Here is an 18423-nt window from a genome sequence, read left to right on the forward strand (position 1 = left end):
GGAGAAAATGGCATACCCCTATCTCGGCGACATCGTCAAGGCGCTGACCGGCATCGACCTCCCCTTGCCGATTCCCGTGTTCGGCCTTTCGGTCGTGGCGGCCATGCTCATCGCGGGCACGTTCCTGCGGCGCGAACTGGCCAGGCTGCACGCTTGCGGCGCGCTGGGCCACGCGCAGGTGCGCGGCAGGAACGCGCGCGGGGAGCCGGTGTACCAGGCGGTCGATCCGGCGCAGGTCGTTCCCGACCTCACCTTCGTCACGCTGGTGGCCGGGATCGTGGGCGCCAGGGTATTCCATATCCTCGAGCATACCGACCAGTTCCTGGCCGATCCCGCCGCCATGATCTTCACGCGCTCGGGCCTCAGCATTTTCGGCGGCCTGATCTTCGGCACGGTGGCGGGCCTGGTGTGCGTGCGGCGCTGGAAGCTGCCGGCGCTGACGGTGCTGGACGCCGCGGCGCCCGCGCTAATGCTCGGCTATGCGCTGGGCCGGATCGGCTGCCAGCTGTCGGGCGACGGCGACTGGGGCATCGCGGCCGACATGGCACTGAAGCCGGACTGGCTGCCCACGTGGCTGTGGGCGCAAACCTATGAGAACAATATCGTCGGCAAAGTGATCGCCCTGCCCGGCGTGTATCCCACGCCGCTGTACGAGGCGGCAATGTGCATCGCGGGCTTCGGCCTGCTGTGGGCCTTGCGCCGGCATGCCTTCGCGAGGGGCTGGCTGTTTGCCGTGTACCTGGTGCTGGCGGGGATCGAGCGGCTGCTGGTCGAACAGATCCGCCACAACCCGGTGCTCGATTTCGGCGTGTTCCGTTGCACGCAGGCCGAAGTCATTGCCGTGGTGCTGATCCTTGCCGGCGCGGTCGCCACGGCGATGCTGTCGCGGCGCGCGCCTGCGCTGGCAGGAACCGCCGGGTAATCCGAGCCTGGCGTTATGCCCTGGCGGCGTTCGCCGCCAGGTCTTTCAAGGCCGGCACCACCTCGCGCAGGCTGGCCACTTCGAACGTGGGCACCGCCTGCGTGGCGTTGGCGAGCCTGCCCGGGTTGAACCAGCAGCTTTCGATGCCATAGCGGTTCGCACCGAGGATGTCGGCATCCAGCCGGTCGCCGACGATGATCGCCTCGTGCCGCGCAAAGGCGCGCGCCAGCTTGCCGGCATGTTCGAAGAAGCGCACGTCCGGCTTGGCGAAGCCGCACGCTTCGGATGTGCAGACGAACGAGATGTGGTGTGCCAGCCCGGAGCTGGCGATGCGCAGCTGCTGGATCTGTTCGGCGCCATTGGTGACGATGCCCACTTCGCCCACGCCGGCCAGCGCCTCGCATAGCTGCGTGGCGCCGTCGACCAGCACCACGGTATCGGCCAGCGATTCCACGAACAGGCGGCTGGCCGCCTCGGGGTCCAGATCGAGGCCACCGGCCCCGAACGTCTGGCGGAAGCGCTCCACCTTGAGGAAGTCCTTCGACACGGTACCGGCCTCGAACCGGCCCCACAGCGCCGTATTGAAGACCTGGTACTGCGCGAACAACCCGTCGAGCGGGCCGGTGAAACCGAGTGCGCCGAGGGTGCGCGCGAAGGAGAGGTGTTCGGATGCCTTGAAGTCGAGCAGCGTATCGTCGAGGTCGAACAGGAACAGCGTGTGCTTCATGGTTCTCGGAAAGCGGGACAATCGAACATCCTAGCATGGAAGAGCCGAGGCAGTCAGGGGCCGCCCGCTGCCTTCACAGACAGATTTGCAGAGCCGCGCCGGGCACCCCGATATCCGGCACACCGCCGGAATGAACGAAGCCTCCCGGGTCTCCCCGGGAGGCTTCGCTGGTTCGGTGGCACCACTAGCTGTTCGTGCAGCTTTGCAGCCACCCGCCGGCCTGCCGCATGTGCCTAGTGGATCCGCACCGCCAGGTCGGCCGGCAAGGGCTGCACGGCGATCGAGGACTTCTCTTCCTCGTCTTCTTCGGAGATCCACTCGATCCAGCCCAGCACTTCGCGAATGCTGGCCAGGCCGCTGTGTATCGCCGTGCGGGCCGTGCGCAGTTCGGCCAGGTCGGCGCCGTCATCCGGGGCTTCGGGCTGGCCATCGGCGCCGCTTGCGCCGATACGGTTTTCCAGGTCTGCAAGGTCGGCGTGCATTTCTTCCTGCAGCGCCTGCAGTACTGTCATCACGACTTCGTTGTCGGACATCTTTGCTTCGTTCATGGGCGTCTCCAGTCAATGGTTCGGGCAGAGGGGCCCAGGCGCACCTGCGACCAGGCGACGGTACGACCGGAAAGAACGACGGTCGCCTGGCATGGTGCATGGCCGAGCATACAACGCCCGCCTCTTTTTACCTAATTCTTTCGGGTATCGTGCCGCCAGCGGTACAAAAAAAAGGAAGCCGAAGCTTCCTTTTTCGTACGGTCCGGCAGGCCGGATCAGTTCTGCGTCAGGAACGTTTTCAGCTTGTCCGAGCGCGAAGGCTGGCGCAGCTTGCTCATCGCCTTGGCTTCGATCTGGCGGATACGCTCGCGGGTCACGTCGAACTGCTTGCCCACTTCTTCCAGCGTGTGGTCGTTCGACATTTCCACGCCGTAGCGCATGCGCAGCACCTTGGCTTCGCGCGGCGTCAGCGAATCGAGCACTTCCTTGATGACGTTGCGCATCGAAGCGTGCAGCGCGGCGTCCAGCGGGGCCAGCGTGGTGTTGTCCTCGATGAAGTCGCCCAACTGCGAATCGCCGTCCTCGCCCATCGGCGTTTCCATCGAAATCGGCTCCTTGGCGATCTTCATGATCTCGCGCACCTTCGACTCCGGCATCTCCATCTTCGCGGCCAGCGTTGCCATGTCCGGCTCGTTGCCGGTTTCCTGCATGATCTGGCGGCTGATGCGGTTCATCTTGTTGATCGTTTCGATCATGTGCACCGGCACGCGGATGGTGCGGGCCATGTCCGCGATCGAACGCGTGATCGCCTGGCGGATCCACCACGTGGCATACGTGGAGAACTTGTAGCCGCGGCGGTACTCGAACTTGTCGACCGCTTTCAGCAGGCCGATATTGCCTTCCTGGATCAGGTCGAGGAATTGCAGGCCGCGGTTGATGTATTTCTTGGCGATCGAGATCACGAGGCGCAGGTTGGCCACCGTCATTTCGCGCTTGGCGTGGCGGGCACGCTTTTCGCCGGCGGCCATCTGCTTGTTAATCTTGCGCAGGTCGGCCAGCGGCAGCGCCACGCGTTCCTGCAGGTCGATCATCTTGTTCTGCAGCTCCTTGATCGCCGGCACGTTACGGCCCAGCACCGCACTGTACGGATGGCGTGCATCCACTTCGCCGTCCACCCAGTCCAGGTTCGTCTCGTTGCCCGGGAAGACCTTGATGAAGTGGGCGCGCGGCATGCCGCAGCGGTTCACGCACAGTTCCAGCACGGCGCGCTCGATGCTGCGCACCTGTTCCATCTGGCCGCGCAGCGTGTCGCACAGCTTTTCCACGACCTTCGCCGTGAAGCGGATGCCCAGCAGCTCGGCCGAAATGGTGGCCTGGGCTTTCTGGTAGACAGCCGAGCCATAGGTGGCCTTGCGCATCTTGTCGAACTGCGACGAGATGACGGCGAAGCGCTCCAATGCGTCGACCCTCAGCTGCACCAGCTGTTCGGTGGAGAAGCCGGCCGCGCCGCCGTTGGCGTCGCCGTCGCTCTCTTCTTCGAGCTCTTCTTCCTCTTCGTCATCCTCGTCGCTGGATGCCGCGGGGGCCGGGGCACGCACCGGTGCCGGCGCGGAATTCTCGTCCGGATCGACGAAGCCGTCGACCACGTCATCGACCTTCAGCTCGTCGTTCTCGATCTTCGCGGCCAGCTCGACGATTTCGTTGATCGTCGTCGGGCAGGCGGAGATGGCCTGGATCATGTCGCGCAGGCCTTCCTCGATGCGCTTGGCGATCTCGATCTCGCCTTCGCGCGTCAGCAGCGCCACGGCGCCCATTTCGCGCATGTACATGCGCACCGGGTCGGTGGTGCGGCCGAAGTCGGAGTCCACCGTGGACAGCGCCGTCGCGGCGGCCGCTTCCACTTCATCGTCGGACGTGGCGGTCGGCACGTTATCGGACAACAGCAGCGCCTCGGCATCCGGCGCGCGCTCGTAGACGGCGATGCCCATGTCGTTGAACGTGGCGATGATGCCTTCGATCGCTTCCGGATCGACGATATTCTCGGGCAGCTGGTCGTTGATCTCGGCATAGGTCAGGAAACCGCGGTCCTTGCCCATGTTGATCAGGTTCTTGAACTGCTGGCGGCGCTTTTCGATGTCTTCGCCGGACATGCCGGCTTCGCCGCCGAACGGGTCCAGGCCCTTGGCCTTGCGCTCGCGCGCCTTCGACGCGGCCTTCAGCTCGGCGCGTTCGACGGCGTTCAGTGCCGCCACCTCATCGTTCTCGGGCGTGAATTCGCTCGGCTTGCGGCCGCGGCGGCCCGGCACCTTCACCGAAGGCAGCAGGTAGCCGGAGGTGTCGATCGATGCCAGCGTGGCGGCATCGGTGACCTGGCTGACGGCGGCCGGGGCGGACGGCGACTGCGCAGGCGCTTCCAGCTTGGCCTTGCGCACGCGCACCACCGGCGCCTTCGGCGCTTCGTCGGCGCCCGGCACGGCCTTGCGCAGCGTTTTCTTCGGCTCGGCACCAGCCGGCTCGTCGGCAGCAACGGCCTCGACCACGGACGCTTCGGCCTGCACCGGTTCGTCCGCCGCCAGCGCCGCGAGGCGGGACGTCTTTTTCTTCACGACGGTCACTTTACCGGCGGCCTCTTGCGCATTGTCGATCACATAGGATAAGGTGGTCTTCGGCACCGTCAGCGGCGCGGCTTCGGCGCGCGGCTTCTTGGTGGACAGCGTTAGGGTCTTCGGCGTTTTCGTCGTCATCAAATATCTCTTCAGTGCCTGGCGGGGCACGACGCAGGTGGAAAATTGAACAATCCAGCCCGGCCTTCGCAAAGGCCGTGCCGGTACGTATATGGGGATCATCCGGAATGAAAAAAGCCCGCGCCACACGAACCTTTCGGGTTCGATTCGCGGACTCCAATCATGGCAATTCCGTGGATTACTCAGCAGTGCAAATCAGTGTCAAAGCTCAGTGCGAACAGAAGAGAGGGCTCGGCCTCCGCGCCGCTGCGGCAACTGCACCGCGGGCGCCGGCATGCGGAAAACCCTGTTCAGGGGACCGCGGACAACTCCTTACAGACTGAATCCGCACCGCGCTGCTTTTGGTGCGTCGGCCATTATACACGCTTTGACATCGCCTGGCACGCGATGGGCCACCGAAGGATCTTCGGCAGGCCCCGGATCGCCTGTGGCCGACCCGGCATGATGAAGAAAAATGCAACGCGCGCGCGTGTCGCGCATGGTATGCTGGCGCCTCCTGATCAATCCATGAAGTCGATGAATACCAGCCTTACCCCCGAGACGTCCGCTGCCGAAACCGCTTCCGCCGATGTTGAGTCCACCAACGTTGAGTCCACCAACGTTGAGCCCAACGTTGCCGACACCAATGTTGTCGACACCAATGCTGCCGCTACCGAAACCGATTCCGCCGAGGGTGCTTCCACCGAAGCCGCTCCCGCAGGAGCACCCGCGGCACCTGCCATTGCGGCACCGAGCGCTCGTGCCCTGCTGAAACAGCTCGGCCAGCAGTTCGCGCCCTTCCGCGATTTCCTGCCGCTGGCGATCGGCATCGACAAGCAGATCCTCGCGCAACTGCCGGGCATCGACCGCAAGATGATGCGTGCCGCGCTGGGCATCCACACGGGTTCGCAGCGCTACCTGCGCGCGATGGAAAAAGCCACCGTGCGGTATAACCTCGATGGTTCGACCGGCGCCGAAGTCACGGACGTGCACCGCAAGCACGCGAAGGATACGCTGGCCGAACGCTTCCGCAAGGAAGCGGAGCGCAAGAAGGCCGAGCGCGAAGCGCAGGCGGCCGACGAAGCGTCACGCCGCCGCCAGGAAAAGCTCGAACAGCTGACCGCGAAATTCTCCCGCAAGGGCTGATGGTCTTCCATACCGAAGCACCGCCGCGCGAGCCCGAACTGCCGCCCTACCAGGGCATCGCGCTGGCCGACATCCGCCTCGTGCGCACGGCCGAGGAAGCGCAGGCCGCCCAGGCCGCGCTGCTGGCGCACGATGCGATCGGCTTCGACACCGAATCCAAACCCACCTTCGTCAAGGGCCAGAGCTCGGACGGACCGCACCTCGTGCAGTTCGCCGACGAGCGCACGGCCTGGCTTTTCCCGGTCGGGCCCGACGTGGCGCCCGTGCTGCCGGCGCTGAAAGCGATCCTCGAATCGGCGCACACGCTGAAAGTGGGTTTCGGCCTGGCGGACGACGTGAAGCGGTTGCGCGCCAAGCTGGCGATCGAACCGGCATCCGTGGCCGATCTGTCGAAGGCGCTGCGCGTGCCGGGCCAGAAGCACGACCTGGGCGCGAAGAGCGCGGTGGCGCAGTATTTTGGCCACAAGCTGCAGAAGTCGAAAAAAATCTCCACCACCAACTGGGCAGCGCCGAAGCTGTCGGACAAGCAGCTGCTGTACGCGGCCGACGATGCACAGGTGGCGCTGCGCGTCTACCGCCACTGGCTCGCGCTCGGCAACAGGCTGCCCGCGCCGAAAGCAGCGCGACCGCCGCGCTCCTTGCCAGCCACGCCAGCCACGCCAGCCACGCCAGCCGGCGACTGAAACGCGCGCCGCTGTTCTTCCGGCGGGCGCGAGGGTATGCTTGGGTGATCGACATCCGCCCAAGAACGGTATGGCCATTTCGAGACACTTGCTGCACGCCGCGCTTGCCGTGCCCTTCTCTCTGCTGCTCCCCCTTTTGCTGCCCGCCATCGCGCTGGCCGCGCCGGCTGCGGCACCTCCCGACACGCTGGCGCAGCGCCTGGCCCCGTGCCTGGCCTGCCACCAGCCGCAAGGCCGCAACGACGCGTTCTTTCCCCGCATCGCCGGCAAGCCCGAAGGCTACCTGTACAACCAGTTGCTGAACTTTCGCGACGGGCGGCGCCAGTTCCCGATGATGACGTACATGGTGGGCAACCTTCCCGAGCCCTACCTGCGCGAGATCGCGCAGTTCTTCGCGAACCAGCACCCGCCGCATTTGCCGGCGCCCGCACCGGTTGCCACCGCGCAGATGCTGGAACGCGGCCGCACGCTCGTGCGGCAAGGCGACGCGGCGCGCAGCATCCCAGCCTGCGCGGCCTGCCACGGGGAGCGGCTGGCCGGGGTGGCGCCCGCGATTCCCGGCCTCCTGGGACTGCCGCGCGATTACATCAACGCGCAATTCGGGGCATGGAAGAACCGGGCACGGCGTGCCCAGGCGCCCGACTGCATGGCCGACGTGGCGGCCCGGCTGACCGAGGCGGACGTGGCGGCCGTGTCGAGCTGGCTGGCGAGCCAGCCCGTGGACGATGCCGCAAGGCCGGCCGCGGCACCGGCGGCGCCATTGCCGATGCGCTGCGGCGGCGTGCCGGACCACGGAGGCGCGCCTTGAATTTCACCATGAGCCGCGCCACGAGCCGCCGGGTGCGCCGGATCGCGGCCACGACGGCCATGCTGCTGGCCGTGGGCGTGGGCCTGCTGTGGCCGCGCCACGATGACGGCCCGCCCGCCAGCGCCGCCTTCGCCGCACTGCCTGTCGGCGAAAAGGTCGCGCGCGGCGCCTACCTGGCCCGCGCGGCCGACTGCATGGCGTGCCACACGGTGCGCGGCGGGGAGCCGTATGCCGGTGGCCGCATGCTGCAAACGCCGTTCGGCGCCATCGTCGCGCCGAACATCACGCAGGATGTCGCCACCGGCATCGGCGGCTGGACGGCGGGCGATTTCTGGAACGCGCTGCACAATGGCCGCGGGCGCGATGGCAGGTTGCTGTACCCGGCATTCCCGTACACGAACTACACGGCGATCACGCGCGACGATGCCGATGCGCTGTATGCCTACTTCCGCACCATTCCCGCCGTGCGCCGCGCCAGCGAACCGCACCAGCTGCGCTTCCCGTACGACACCCAGGTGGCGCTGGCCTTCTGGCGCGCCCTGTACTTCCGGCCCGCCGTCTTCCAGGAACGGCCGGACCGCCCGGCCGATTGGAACCGGGGCGCCTACCTGGTCGAAGGTCCCGGCCACTGCAGCGCATGCCACAGCGCGCGCAATGTACTGGGCGGCAGCGGCGGCGACCTGTCCGGCGGTCTCGTGCCGGTATTGGGCTGGTATGCGCCGTCGCTGACCGCCGATGCGGAAGCGGGCCTGGGCAACTGGCCCGTGCGGGAAATCGCGCAACTGCTGCACATCGGCGTCTCGCCGCGCGCCACCGTGTTCGGGCCGATGGCCGAAGTGGTACGCGAGAGCCTGCAGCACCTGTCCGAGGCGGACGTGCAAGCCATGGCGGTGTACCTGAAATCCCTGCCGGCATCGGGTAGCCCCGGCCAGCCCTACGAACGTTCGAAGGCTCCCGAGGCGGCGGCGTTCCTGCAGGCCGGCGCGAAGCTGTACGACAAGCACTGCGCCGAATGCCATGGCGCCACCGGTGCCGGCGCCCCGCCCCACTATCCTCCGCTCGCCGGCAACCGCGCGCTGACGATGCCGGATTCCACGAACGCGATCCGCATCGTGCTCAACGGCGGCTTCCCGCCCGGCACGCGCGGCAATCCCCGGCCCTATGGCATGCCGCCGTTCAGCCACGTGCTGGACGATGCCGAGGTCGCGCAGGTGGTCTCCTACCTGCGCAGCGCCTGGGGCAACAATGCACCGCCGGTCTCCAGCGTGGACGTCAACACCTACCGCGCCGTGCCGCTGGATTAGCCGCCAGAAAAACTGGGGACGTACCGGATCGCCGGACCGCCCTGTTTTCAGGAAATTTCTTCTAAACAGGGGTACGTCCCCAGTTTTGCAATTGTGCATTCTGTCCCGCTGCTTGAGCAGTTCATCGCACGGCGGGGGACCGCCGTGCCGGGTTTGCGTAAGATCAAGCCATCGACAAAGTACTCCCGGAGATTCACCATGAAAACCAGAACGATCGCCCTCGCCGGCAGTGCCCTGCTGGCCACCGCGATGATGGCCGCGGCTGTGGCGAACTTCGCCGTGGCGGCGGATGCACCGCTGCTGGCGCGGCTCGGCGGGCAGCAGGTGCAGGGCAGCGGCAAGATCGTGTCCCAGGCGCGCCAGCCCGGCCCCTTCCACGGCGTGGAACTGGCGACAAGTGCGCACGTGGAAGTGGTGATCGGCGGCGACGATACGCTGACGATCGAAGGCGACGACAACATCGTGCCCCTGATCGAGACCGTGGTGCGCAACGGCGTGCTGACGATCCGGCCGGTGAGGAAGAACATGCAGTTCGACGGCCGCCGCGTGCGCATCGTGGTGAAGGCGCGCAACGTGGACAACCTGGGCGTGGCCGGTTCCGGCAGGCTCGAAGCGAAACGGGTGCGTGCCGACAAGCTGGCGATCGACGTGGCCGGCTCCGGAGCGCTCGACATCGACGGCATCGAAGCGAAAACGGTCGATGTGTCCGTGGCCGGCAGCGGCAAGGTCGAAGCGGCCGGCCAGGCCACGCGCGCCGACATCTCGATCGCCGGCTCCGGCAAGGCCGATACCGCCCGCCTGGGCGTGCGGCATGCCACAGTCAGCGTGAGCGGTTCCGGCCAGTCGGTGCTGGCGGCAAGCGGCACCATCACCGCCAACGTCACCGGTTCCGGCAGCGTGGGCTACTACGGCGACGTGCAATTGACGAAAGCGGTGGCCGGCTCCGGCACCGTGCGGCGCCTGGGCACCGCGGCACGCTGAGCGGCGCGCTCCCCTCTTTGCCAGCCCCGGCAGGCCCAGCCCGCCGGGGCTGTCATCTATTGGCCAGGCATCGGCCGGCGATTCGCGCGGCGCTCAGCGGTGTCCCTCATTGGCCGCTCAGTGGCCGCTCAGTGGCGCGGCGGCGCGTAGGTGAGCGGCCGCACGGCCACCTGCACTTCCACGCTTTCCCGCTTGCCGCCCTTGTGCTCGACGACCAGCGTGACCGGCACGGTCTCGCCTTCCTTCAGCTGGCGTTTCAGCTGCATCAGCATGACGTGGTAGCCGCCGGGCGCCAGCGGCACGGTCTTGCCGGCGGGCAGGTCGATGGCGTCCACGTGGGCCATCGTCATGCGGTTGTCCTGCATCGACATCTGGTGCAGTTCGGCCGTGGCCACGGGGCTGCTGACACCGACCAGCCGGGCATCCGTCTTCGACGCGACCTGCATGAAGGCGCCGGAAGCCTTGGCGGCCGGCACGGTGGCACGCGCCCACGCATCGGTGACGGTCACCTGCGCGTGGGCGGACATCGATGCAACCGCCAGCACGGCGGCGGTGAAGAGGTGTTTCATGGCGACTCCCGGGTCAATTGAACGAGGCTGCAGCGCGCAGCAGGCCGGGATTATAGCCCTCCCGAACGCCGGCAAGCGTGTTGCCGCTATCATGGCGAACCGTCCAACATAAGGCCCATCATGACCGGTTCCCATCTCGACACGGCGATCGACAGCGCGATCGCGCGCCAGCGCATCGTCGGCACCGTGGTCCTTGTCGCGCGCGATGGCGAGATCGTCTACCGGCGCGCCGCCGGCAGCGCGGACCGCGAGCATGGCGTGCCGATGCGCGATGATGCCATCTTCCGGCTGGCCTCGTTCACGAAGCCGCTGGTCGCCACGGCCGCCCTGAAACTGGCCGACGAGGAAACCATCGACCTGTCCGCGCCGATAACGGCGTGGCTGCCGGCATTCCGCCCGCGCCTTGCCGACGGCTCCACGCCCGCGATCGCGCTGCACCACCTGCTGACGCACACGGCCGGCCTGTCCTACGGCTTCCTGGAAGCGCCCGATGGGCCCTATCGCCGCGCGCGCGTGTCCGACGGCCTCGACCAGCCCGGCCTGTCGCTGGAAGACAACCTGGTCCGCATCGGCGCCGCCCCGCTGGCCTATGCGCCCGGCACCGGCTGGCGCTATTCGGTGGCCACGGACGTGCTTGGCGCCGTGCTCCAAGAAGCGACCGGCATGCCGCTGCCGGCGATCGTGCAGCGCGAGGTGACGGGGCCATTGCGGATGCGCGAGACCGCGTTCGAGGTCGTCGATCCCGGCCGGCTGGCCGTGCCCTACCGCGATGCAAAGCCCGCCCCGCCGGCGCGCATGGGCAACGAGGAAACGGTGCCGTTCATGGATGGCTTCGCGCACTTCGCGCCGGCGCGGATCTTCGATGCCGCGTCGTATCCGTCCGGCGGTTCGGGCATGGCCGGCACGGCGGACGATTTCCTGCGTTTTCTCCTGAGCCTGAGGACGGCGAACCGCGGCATCCTGCGCGCGGCCGAAGTGGACCGCACCGGCACGGGCGCGATGACGCAGGGCCCCGGCTGGGGCTTCGGCTACCTGGGCGCGGTGCTGGGCAACCCGAAGGAAGCGCACTCGCCGCAATCGGCCGGCACGCTGCAGTGGGGCGGCGCGTACGGCCATTCCTGGTTCTTCGATCCGGTCGCGGATCTCGCCGTGGTGCAGCTGACCAACACCACGTTCGAAGGGATGGCGGGCGCCTTCCCGCGCGACGTGCGCAACGCCGCGTACAGGGATTTTACTTAACGCTCGGCCTTCCAGACTTCGCGTTCGACCAGCACGGTCTCCGTGCCGTCGGTCAGCCAGATCTGGCCATCCTGGATCGTGCATTGCAGCTGCATGTTCCGCTGTGCCATCTTCTCCAGGGCCGCCGTGGTGTCGGAAGGCAGGTTGACGACGGAAACGTTTTTCGCGCGCTCGATCTTGTTGGCGATGTTTTTCCACCAGATCGGGCTGGCCGTGCTGTAGCTGTACACGATCACGTGTTCGGCGCGGCCCGCGCCCTTCAGGATACGGCGCTCTTCCGGCTGGCCCACCTCGATCCACAGTTCGATCGCATCGGTCAGGTCCTTCTGCCACAGGTCCGGTTCCTCGACGTCGAACATGCCCTTTGTGAAGCTCAGCGCTTCGTTGGCATGGATCGCGAACGCCAGCAGGCGCACCATCATCCGCTCGTCGGTTTCAGAGGGGTGGCGCGCCAGCGTCAGCGTGTGGGTGCCGTAGTAATTGCGGTCCATGTCGGCGATCGACAGTTCCGCCTTGTAGATTGTTGCCTTGAGTGCCATTGGTACAGTCTTATTTGAAGATCACGGTACGGTGTTCGTTCTGCAGCACGCGGTGCTCGACGAACCATTTGACGGCGCGCGCCAGCACCACGCATTCCACGTCGCGGCCGATCGCGGACAGCGTTTCCGCATCCATCGAATGGTCCACGCGTTCCACGTCCTGCTCGATGATCGGGCCTTCGTCCAGGTCGCCCGTGACGAAGTGCGCCGTGGCGCCGATCAGTTTCACGCCGCGCTGGTGCGCCTGCGCATACGGCCGCGCGCCCTTGAAGCTGGGCAGGAAGGAATGGTGGATGTTGATCGCCCGGCCCTTCAGGTGCGTGCACAGCGATGGCGACAGGATTTGCATGTAGCGTGCCAGCACCACCAGGTCGATGTCGTGCGAGTCGACCAGGTCGATGATGCGGGCTTCCTGCGCCAGCTTGGCGCTTTCCGGCGCGCCGGCGGCCAGCGGCAGGTGGTGGAACGGGATGTTGTAGCTGGCGGCCAGCTGGTAGAAATCCATGTGGTTCGACACGATGGCCGGGATCTCGACCGGCAGCAGCCCGCTCTTGTAGCGGAACAGCAGGTCGTTCAGGCAATGGCCGATCTTCGACACCATCAGCAGCACGCGCGGCTTGCGGTGCGCATCGTGCAGGTGCCATTCCAGCCGCAGCGTATCTGCCAGCTCGGCAAAGTCGGCACGCAGCGCCGCATCGCCGACCGCCGCATCCTCGGCGGCAAAGTGCACGCGCATGAAGAAGCGGCACGTTTCCTGGTCGCCGAACTGGGCGGAATCGATGATGTTGCAGCCGTGCTCGGCGAGGAAGCCGGATACGCGGTGCACGATGCCGCGCTGGTCCGGGCAGGAAAGCGTGAGGATGTATTCGGGATGCATGATTGGAAGGTCGGGCTGAAAGGTCGGGCTGAAAGGTCGGGCTGAAAGGTCGGCTCGATCCGGGCTGGAAGCAGGACCGGATCGGGCAGATGCGCCTGCCGAAGAGCGCTATTGTCGCACGAACGGCAGAGCATACCAATATGGCAAGGGCGCGCCTGCCTTGACGCACCCGGCCTATACTCGGTCGCAGGTAACAGGCAGCCGCCGCGCGGACCGGCGCGGCATCTCACAACACACCAGGAGAGCCACCCATGACCACCGATATCACCAGCAACAGCAATGCCGGCAATGCCGGTAATTCCACCAGTGCCCGCGACGCGGTAGCGATGCCGAGCAGCAGCGATCACCCGGCCGTCAACATGCCGCGCACGCAGAACAGCCGATCGAAGGATGCCGTGGCCCTGCTGACTGCCGACCACGACAAGGTGAAGCAACTGTTCCGCGAGTACGAGCGGCTGCAGAACATCGGCGACATCAGCCTGAAGGCCGACCTCGCGCTGCAGATCTGCATGGAACTGGAAATCCACACGATGATCGAGGAAGAAATCTTCTACCCGGCGGTGCGCAGCGAAACCGGCGACGAGAAGATGGTACGGGAAGCGATCCAGGAACATGCCGAGGCAAAGGAGCTGATTGCCCATATCCAGGGCATGAGCGGCGACGATCCGGATCTCGACAGCACCATGGCGATGCTGCGCAAGGCGATCGAACACCATGTGACGGAAGAAGAGCAGGAAATGTTCCCGCAGGCACGCCAGGGCAATGCCGACCTGACGGCGCTGTGCGAACAGCTGGCCGACCGCAAGGAGCAGCTGGAACACGATATGGGCGCCCGGCCATTGCGCAGCGGCACCCGCGAAGCCGTCGGCGAACGCTCGGCGATCGGCAAGGCCGATTCCTGAACGATCGCCGGAACTTACGCGACGACCTCCTCCTCTAACTACACGAAGCGGCCGACCTTGCCGCTTCGTGGCCCGGGCCGCGGCCCGGCTTCGATGCATTCGATCCATTCGATCGATTCGATCCATTCGACCGATTCGACCGATTCGACCGAGTCGACCGGCTCGATCGATTCGACCGATTCGATCGATTCCTACGATCCAGAGCGAGAGAGGTGAAACATGTCCACAAATCACGGCGAATCACGTATTGATCATCACGGCGAATCACGCAGCGAATCAGGCAGCAAGGCCCGTAGCGACCTCGGAACCGATGGGAAAACCGAGCAGCGATCCGAACCGAACAAGGGGAACAGCCAGCGGGCGGAAACACAAGGGAGCGGAAAAAGCACCAGCAAACGCGGTTTTGCCGCAATGGACGAGGCAACCCAGCGGATGATTGCCAGCAAGGGGGGCCAGGCAGCCCACCAGAAAGGGACCGCGCACGAATTCGATTCCGAGGAAGCGCGCCGCGCCGGCCAGAAAGGCGGCGAGGCTGTCAGCCGGGATCGCGAACACATGGCGGAAATCGGTAGAAAAGGCGGTGAAAGCCGCCAGTCCGCAAGCCGGCTCGCACGCCAGGGGGCGAAGGAAGAAAACCGCTGACGGCTATCGCCGGTCGAGCCGCACGTAGCCGGCGCATCTCCTCCATACCACGGCGGGCCGGGGCTCCTCTCCCGGCTCCGCCATATTGCCTTCCCGCGCTCTGCGCTTTCTTCTTGAGCTGTCGCTCGCAGCGCCGTTCTCCGCCGCACAACCCGTTCACGCTCTCACAGCGGATGCACCCGCCAGACTGCCCCGCGATTGCCCCGCTTATTTATCGGGCAGCCATCGTTGCAACGCGCCGGTCGCCTGTGCGCTGTCCTGTCCCGCTTTTCAGCTGATTCCCGCGCTTTTACGGGCGTCCGGCGGCATTCCTCCCCCTTCCGGGAGTGGTGGCACCCGCCCGCACGGTTCATCACGCGATTTCGTTGTCTGCGATACAATGGATTTCCAAATCAAGACGAGGCAGACATGAACGACCAAGCACAAGTGGAAGCACTCAAGACGCCGACCGATCTCGGCAACAAAGCCCGCAAGGAAGTGGCCGAAGGACTCAATGCACTGCTGGCGGACACCTTTGCGCTGTACATCAAATGCAAGAATTTTCACTGGCACGTGAGCGGCCCGCACTTCCGTTCCTACCACCTGCTGCTCGACGAGCAAGCCACGGCGATCTATGCGATGCTCGACCCGATCGCCGAGCGCGTGCGCAAGCTGGGCGGCACCACGATCCGCTCCATCAAGCACATTTCCGAGCTGCAGCGCATCAAGGACAATGACGAGCCGTTCGTCGACGCGATCGCCATGCTGGACGAGCTGCGCGCCGACAACCAGGCACTGGTGAAGTCGATGCGTGAAGTGCACGATGTGTGCGACGAAGACCAGGACATCGCCACGGCCAGCGTGCTTGAAAACTGGATCGACGAAGCGGAACAGCGCATCTGGTTCCTGTTCGAGTCCACCCGAACCGTCTGATTCAGCGGCAAGGCGCGCCACGGCGCGTCATGCCGGCATGCCGACGATCACGCTGGAAGCCTTGAACAGCGCGGTCGCCGGCATGCCTACAACCAGTCCCAGCCCTTCCGAGCTGTCCCGCGTTACCGTGGCCGCGATCGTGCCGCCACCGGGCAACGCGATCGTCACCTCGGTATTCACCGCGCCCGGCACGACCCGCGCAACGGTACCCGCGAGCTGGTTGCGGGCCGACAGTTTCATTCCTTGCGCATCCACCGCAACGATCACCGACGACGCCTTCACGAGCGCGAACGCCTGTACGCCCGGCACCAGGCCGAGGCTTTGCGTGCTTTCATGCGTCACGACCGCCACGATGCGCTGACCGCCGACGATGCGCAGCACCACCTCGTCGTTGACGGCGCCACGTGTCACGGCGTCCACGGTGCCCAGGAACTGGTTGCGCGCGCTGGTTTTCATGTTCAGTACCTGCAGCAGATCGACCTCGATATCCGTTTGCTTGCCCAACTGTTCGACGAAGCGGCGATGCACTTCCTCCAGCCGCCGGAACTGGCCCACCAGCTGCGCGCCGCGTTCGGTGAGCCGCGTGCCGCCGCCCCCCTTGCCGCCAGCCAGCCGCTCGACCAGCGGCGTGCCGGCCAGGTTGTTCATCGCATCCACCGCGTCCCATGCGCCCTTGTAGCTCATGCCCACGGCCTTGGCCGCCGCCGTGATCGAACCGCACTGGCCGATGGCGGCGAGCAGCGCGATGCGGTCCGGTCCGCCCAGCTGCCTGCCGCCCGCCGCCAGCCACAGGCTGCCATGCAGTTCGAGAGGCGCCGGTTCCGCTGCTTCGTTCATGCTTTCTCCTCGACGATGGCGCCATCGGCCATCGTCAGTACATGCCCGCCGAACGCCACGGCGTCTTCCGGGTCGTGCGTGATCATCATCATCGGGATATCGAGGCGGCGCTGCAGTGCGTCGAGCTCGGCACGCATGCGCACGCGCAGCGCCGGATCGAGCGCCGCGAACGGTTCGTCCAGCAGCAGCGCGGCCGGTTCCGCGATGAGCGCGCGCGCCAGCGCCACCCGTTGCCGCTGGCCGCCGGAAAGCTGGTCCGGCACCTGCATGGCCACCGCTTCCAGACCGAACGCATCGAGCCAGTAGGCGATCCGCTCGCCATCGACCTTGCGCGGCGGATTGAACAGACCGCGTTGCAGGCCGAACGCGATATTCTGGCGCACGTTCAGGTGCGGAAACAGCGCATAGTCCTGGAACAGGTAGCCCACGTTGCGCCGCTGCGGCGGCACGTCGATGCCGTTGGCGCTGTCGAACAGCACCCTGCCCGCCAGCTCGATATGGCCCGCGTCCGGCCGTGCCAGGCCGGCCACCGCCTTGAGCATCTGGCTCTTGCCGGCGCCCGAGGCGCCATAGATGACGACCCGCTGGCTGACGGACGTGAACTTTGCGCGCAGGCGGAATTCGCGCGCGGCCGCGCGCAGCGTGGTGTCGATGTCGAGGCGGATCATGCCACTGCCTTGCGCGCCGGGGCGAGCCGGCTGGCCGTCACCAGCACGGCCACGCAGGTGACCGAAGTGACGATCACCAGCAGGTTGGCGGTATCGTCCTGCCCTGCCTGCACGGCTTCATAGACGGCGATCGACAACGTCTGCGTCTTGCCGGGAATGCTGCCCGCCACCATCAGCGTGGCGCCGAACTCGCCCATCGAACGGGCAAACGCCAGCAGCGTGCCGGCCAGCACGCCACGCCAGGCGAGCGGCAGCGTCACGCGCAGGAACACGCCCATGCCGGAAATGCCGAGCACGCGCGCGGCCTGCTCCAGCTGCGGATCGACCGACTCGAACGCCGAGCGGGCACCTTTCGCGACAAGGGGAAATGCCACCACGGCGGCCGCGATGACGGCGGCCTGCCACGTGAAGATGAGGTTGATGCCGAACACGTCATGCAGCCAGCCGCCCACCGGGCCGTTGCGGCCGATGACGACCAGCAGGTAATAGCCGAGCACCGTGGGCGGCATCACCATCGGCAGCGTCATCAGCGCGTCGAGGAGTTCCCGGCCGGGAAAGCGCTTGCGCGCCAGCACCCAGCCGATGGCCACGCCGACTACCAGGTCGAGGGCGGTGGCCCACAGCGCCACCTTCAGCGACAGGCCGAGCGCGATCCACGCCTCTCCCATCAGGGCTTGCCGAAACCGTATTTCGCCAGGATCGCCTGGCCGGCCGGCGACACCGCGTAATCGGTGAACCGGCGTGCCAGCTGCGGCTGCTGCGCGCTGGCGATGACGGCGATCGGGTAGCGCACCGGCGTTTCGGTCGGCACGGCCAGCACCGCCCTGACTTTATCCTTCTGCGCCATCACGTCGGTGGCGTAGACGAAGCCGGCATCGGCTTCGCCGCGGGCCACGTAGTCCAGGCTCTGGCGCACCGACGTGCCGAACACGAACTTCGGCTGCAGCGCCTGCCAGAGGCCCGCCTTCTCCAGCGCTTCCTGCGCGTAGCGGCCGATCGGCACGCTGGCCGGGTTGCCGGTGGTGAGCCGCGCTGCCGATTTCAGGTCGGCCAGCGACGCGATCTTGCTGGTGGTCGGCACCACCAGTACCACGGTATTGCTGGCGAAATCGCGCCGCGTGCCAGCGGCGAGCAGGTTCAGCTTCTGCGCCTTGTCCATCGCGTCCTGGTCGGCCGACGCCAGCAGGTCCACCGGTGCGCCCTTCGCGACCTGCTGCACGAGTGGATCGGAGGCGGCAAAGTTCAGCAATACCTTGTTGCCGGGATGGGCCGTTTCGAATGCCTGCGCCAGCTCCTTGAATGCATTGGTCAGGCTGGCGGCGGCGGAAACGGTGACGTCTGCCGCACCCGCCAGCAGTGGCAGCGTGGTGGCGACAACGGCGAACAGTGCCTTGCGCATGGAAAAACCTCGTCGAATAGTGAGAACCGCAATATACATGACTATATAGCGCTTATT

At 66.4% G+C, this 18423-nt stretch carries 20 protein-coding genes and 1 pseudogene; 11 read left to right on the plus strand and 10 right to left on the minus strand.

Annotated elements, in window-relative coordinates:
* The first annotated feature begins 7 nt into the window (after window positions 1-7).
* Entirely contained in the window at window positions 8-922 is a 915-nt protein-coding gene (locus tag ACY65G_RS08680; protein ID WP_464996953.1) for a prolipoprotein diacylglyceryl transferase, read from the plus strand.
* A gap of 13 nt (window positions 923-935) precedes the next feature.
* Here the strand turns inward: ACY65G_RS08680 and ACY65G_RS08685 are convergent, their stop codons facing one another.
* The 3 genes from ACY65G_RS08685 to rpoD form a co-directional block, all read right to left on the minus strand.
* On the minus strand, window positions 936-1649 hold the full coding sequence (locus ACY65G_RS08685) for a YjjG family noncanonical pyrimidine nucleotidase (protein WP_464996954.1): 714 nt from the start codon (window positions 1647-1649) through the stop codon (window positions 936-938).
* Between the two features lie 233 nt (window positions 1650-1882).
* Window positions 1883-2197, minus strand: a complete 315-nt coding sequence (locus ACY65G_RS08690) for a hypothetical protein (RefSeq protein WP_464996955.1) — start codon at window positions 2195-2197, stop codon at window positions 1883-1885.
* A gap of 215 nt (window positions 2198-2412) precedes the next feature.
* The gene (gene rpoD / locus ACY65G_RS08695; protein WP_464996956.1) at window positions 2413-4881 is read right to left on the minus strand and encodes an RNA polymerase sigma factor RpoD; all 2469 of its coding nucleotides are present in this window, start codon (window positions 4879-4881) and stop codon (window positions 2413-2415) included.
* A 720-nt stretch (window positions 4882-5601) separates the two neighbouring features.
* Here rpoD and ACY65G_RS08700 point away from each other — a divergent pair.
* The 5 genes from ACY65G_RS08700 to ACY65G_RS08720 all read left to right on the plus strand — a co-directional run bounded on the left by ACY65G_RS08700 (window position 5602) and on the right by ACY65G_RS08720 (window position 9782).
* Window positions 5602-6006 (plus strand): ProQ/FINO family protein, encoded by a 405-nt coding sequence (locus tag ACY65G_RS08700; protein ID WP_464997064.1) that lies wholly within the window; start codon window positions 5602-5604, stop codon window positions 6004-6006.
* Complete coding sequence (locus ACY65G_RS08705; RefSeq protein ID WP_464996957.1) at window positions 6006-6689, plus strand: 3'-5' exonuclease; 684 nt, start codon at window positions 6006-6008, stop codon at window positions 6687-6689. Before ACY65G_RS08700 ends, ACY65G_RS08705 begins: the two co-directional genes overlap by 1 nt.
* Window positions 6690-6759: 70 nt before the next feature.
* A complete protein-coding gene (locus tag ACY65G_RS08710; RefSeq protein WP_464996958.1) occupies window positions 6760-7497 on the plus strand; it encodes a c-type cytochrome in 738 nt (245 codons plus the stop codon).
* 32 nt (window positions 7498-7529) lie between these two features.
* Window positions 7530-8801, plus strand: coding sequence for a c-type cytochrome (locus ACY65G_RS08715; protein WP_464997065.1), 1272 nt, complete (start codon window positions 7530-7532; stop codon window positions 8799-8801).
* A gap of 198 nt (window positions 8802-8999) precedes the next feature.
* Window positions 9000-9782: a head GIN domain-containing protein gene (locus tag ACY65G_RS08720; protein ID WP_464996959.1), complete on the plus strand. Its 783-nt coding sequence runs from the start codon at window positions 9000-9002 to the stop codon at window positions 9780-9782.
* A 128-nt stretch (window positions 9783-9910) separates the two neighbouring features.
* Here the strand turns inward: ACY65G_RS08720 and ACY65G_RS08725 are convergent, their stop codons facing one another.
* On the minus strand, window positions 9911-10351 hold the full coding sequence (locus tag ACY65G_RS08725; RefSeq protein WP_464996960.1) for a copper chaperone PCu(A)C: 441 nt from the start codon (window positions 10349-10351) through the stop codon (window positions 9911-9913).
* 120 nt (window positions 10352-10471) lie between these two features.
* Between ACY65G_RS08725 and ACY65G_RS08730 the strand changes: the two genes are divergently transcribed.
* Window positions 10472-11590: a serine hydrolase domain-containing protein gene (locus ACY65G_RS08730; RefSeq protein ID WP_464996961.1), complete on the plus strand. Its 1119-nt coding sequence runs from the start codon at window positions 10472-10474 to the stop codon at window positions 11588-11590.
* Here ACY65G_RS08730 and ACY65G_RS08735 read toward each other — a convergent pair.
* Both ACY65G_RS08735 and purU read right to left on the minus strand, forming a co-directional pair.
* Window positions 11587-12129 carry a YaeQ family protein gene (locus ACY65G_RS08735; RefSeq protein WP_464996962.1) on the minus strand — a complete coding sequence of 181 codons (543 nt, stop codon included), beginning with the start codon at window positions 12127-12129 and terminating at the stop codon, window positions 11587-11589. The genes ACY65G_RS08730 and ACY65G_RS08735 overlap by 4 nt on opposite strands.
* 10 nt (window positions 12130-12139) lie before the next feature.
* Window positions 12140-13009, minus strand: a complete 870-nt coding sequence (purU, locus tag ACY65G_RS08740; RefSeq protein ID WP_464997066.1) for a formyltetrahydrofolate deformylase — start codon at window positions 13007-13009, stop codon at window positions 12140-12142.
* Between the two features lie 248 nt (window positions 13010-13257).
* On the opposite strand from purU, the gene ACY65G_RS08745 reads away from it, so the two are divergent.
* From ACY65G_RS08745 to ACY65G_RS08760, 4 genes and pseudogenes are all read left to right on the plus strand, one after another.
* Window positions 13258-13908 carry a hemerythrin domain-containing protein gene (locus ACY65G_RS08745; RefSeq protein ID WP_464996963.1) on the plus strand — a complete coding sequence of 217 codons (651 nt, stop codon included), beginning with the start codon at window positions 13258-13260 and terminating at the stop codon, window positions 13906-13908.
* Between the two features lie 93 nt (window positions 13909-14001).
* The gene (locus ACY65G_RS08750; RefSeq protein WP_464996964.1) at window positions 14002-14124 is read left to right on the plus strand and encodes a hypothetical protein; all 123 of its coding nucleotides are present in this window, start codon (window positions 14002-14004) and stop codon (window positions 14122-14124) included.
* Between the two features lie 165 nt (window positions 14125-14289).
* A pseudogene (locus tag ACY65G_RS08755) lies at window positions 14290-14550 on the plus strand (KGG domain-containing protein); the annotation flags it as partial.
* A 408-nt stretch (window positions 14551-14958) separates the two neighbouring features.
* Window positions 14959-15462 carry a Dps family protein gene (locus ACY65G_RS08760; RefSeq protein ID WP_464996965.1) on the plus strand — a complete coding sequence of 168 codons (504 nt, stop codon included), beginning with the start codon at window positions 14959-14961 and terminating at the stop codon, window positions 15460-15462.
* Window positions 15463-15489: 27 nt separating this feature from the next.
* Here ACY65G_RS08760 and ACY65G_RS08765 read toward each other — a convergent pair whose 3' ends face one another.
* The 4 genes from ACY65G_RS08765 to modA are packed head-to-tail and all read right to left on the minus strand — an operon-like array spanning window position 15490 to window position 18366.
* Complete coding sequence (locus ACY65G_RS08765; protein WP_464996966.1) at window positions 15490-16299, minus strand: TOBE domain-containing protein; 810 nt, start codon at window positions 16297-16299, stop codon at window positions 15490-15492.
* Window positions 16296-16967, minus strand: a complete 672-nt coding sequence (locus ACY65G_RS08770; protein WP_464996967.1) for an ATP-binding cassette domain-containing protein — start codon at window positions 16965-16967, stop codon at window positions 16296-16298. Before ACY65G_RS08770 ends, ACY65G_RS08765 begins: the two co-directional genes overlap by 4 nt.
* The gene (gene modB / locus ACY65G_RS08775) at window positions 16964-17635 is read right to left on the minus strand and encodes a molybdate ABC transporter permease subunit (RefSeq protein ID WP_464996968.1); all 672 of its coding nucleotides are present in this window, start codon (window positions 17633-17635) and stop codon (window positions 16964-16966) included. The genes ACY65G_RS08770 and modB overlap by 4 nt, the downstream gene beginning before the upstream one ends.
* Window positions 17635-18366, minus strand: a complete 732-nt coding sequence (gene modA / locus ACY65G_RS08780) for a molybdate ABC transporter substrate-binding protein (RefSeq protein ID WP_464996969.1) — start codon at window positions 18364-18366, stop codon at window positions 17635-17637. Before modA ends, modB begins: the two co-directional genes overlap by 1 nt.
* Between the last annotated feature and the right edge of the window lie 57 nt (window positions 18367-18423).

It is taken from the genome of Pseudoduganella sp. jia 12 (genome assembly GCF_055502675.1).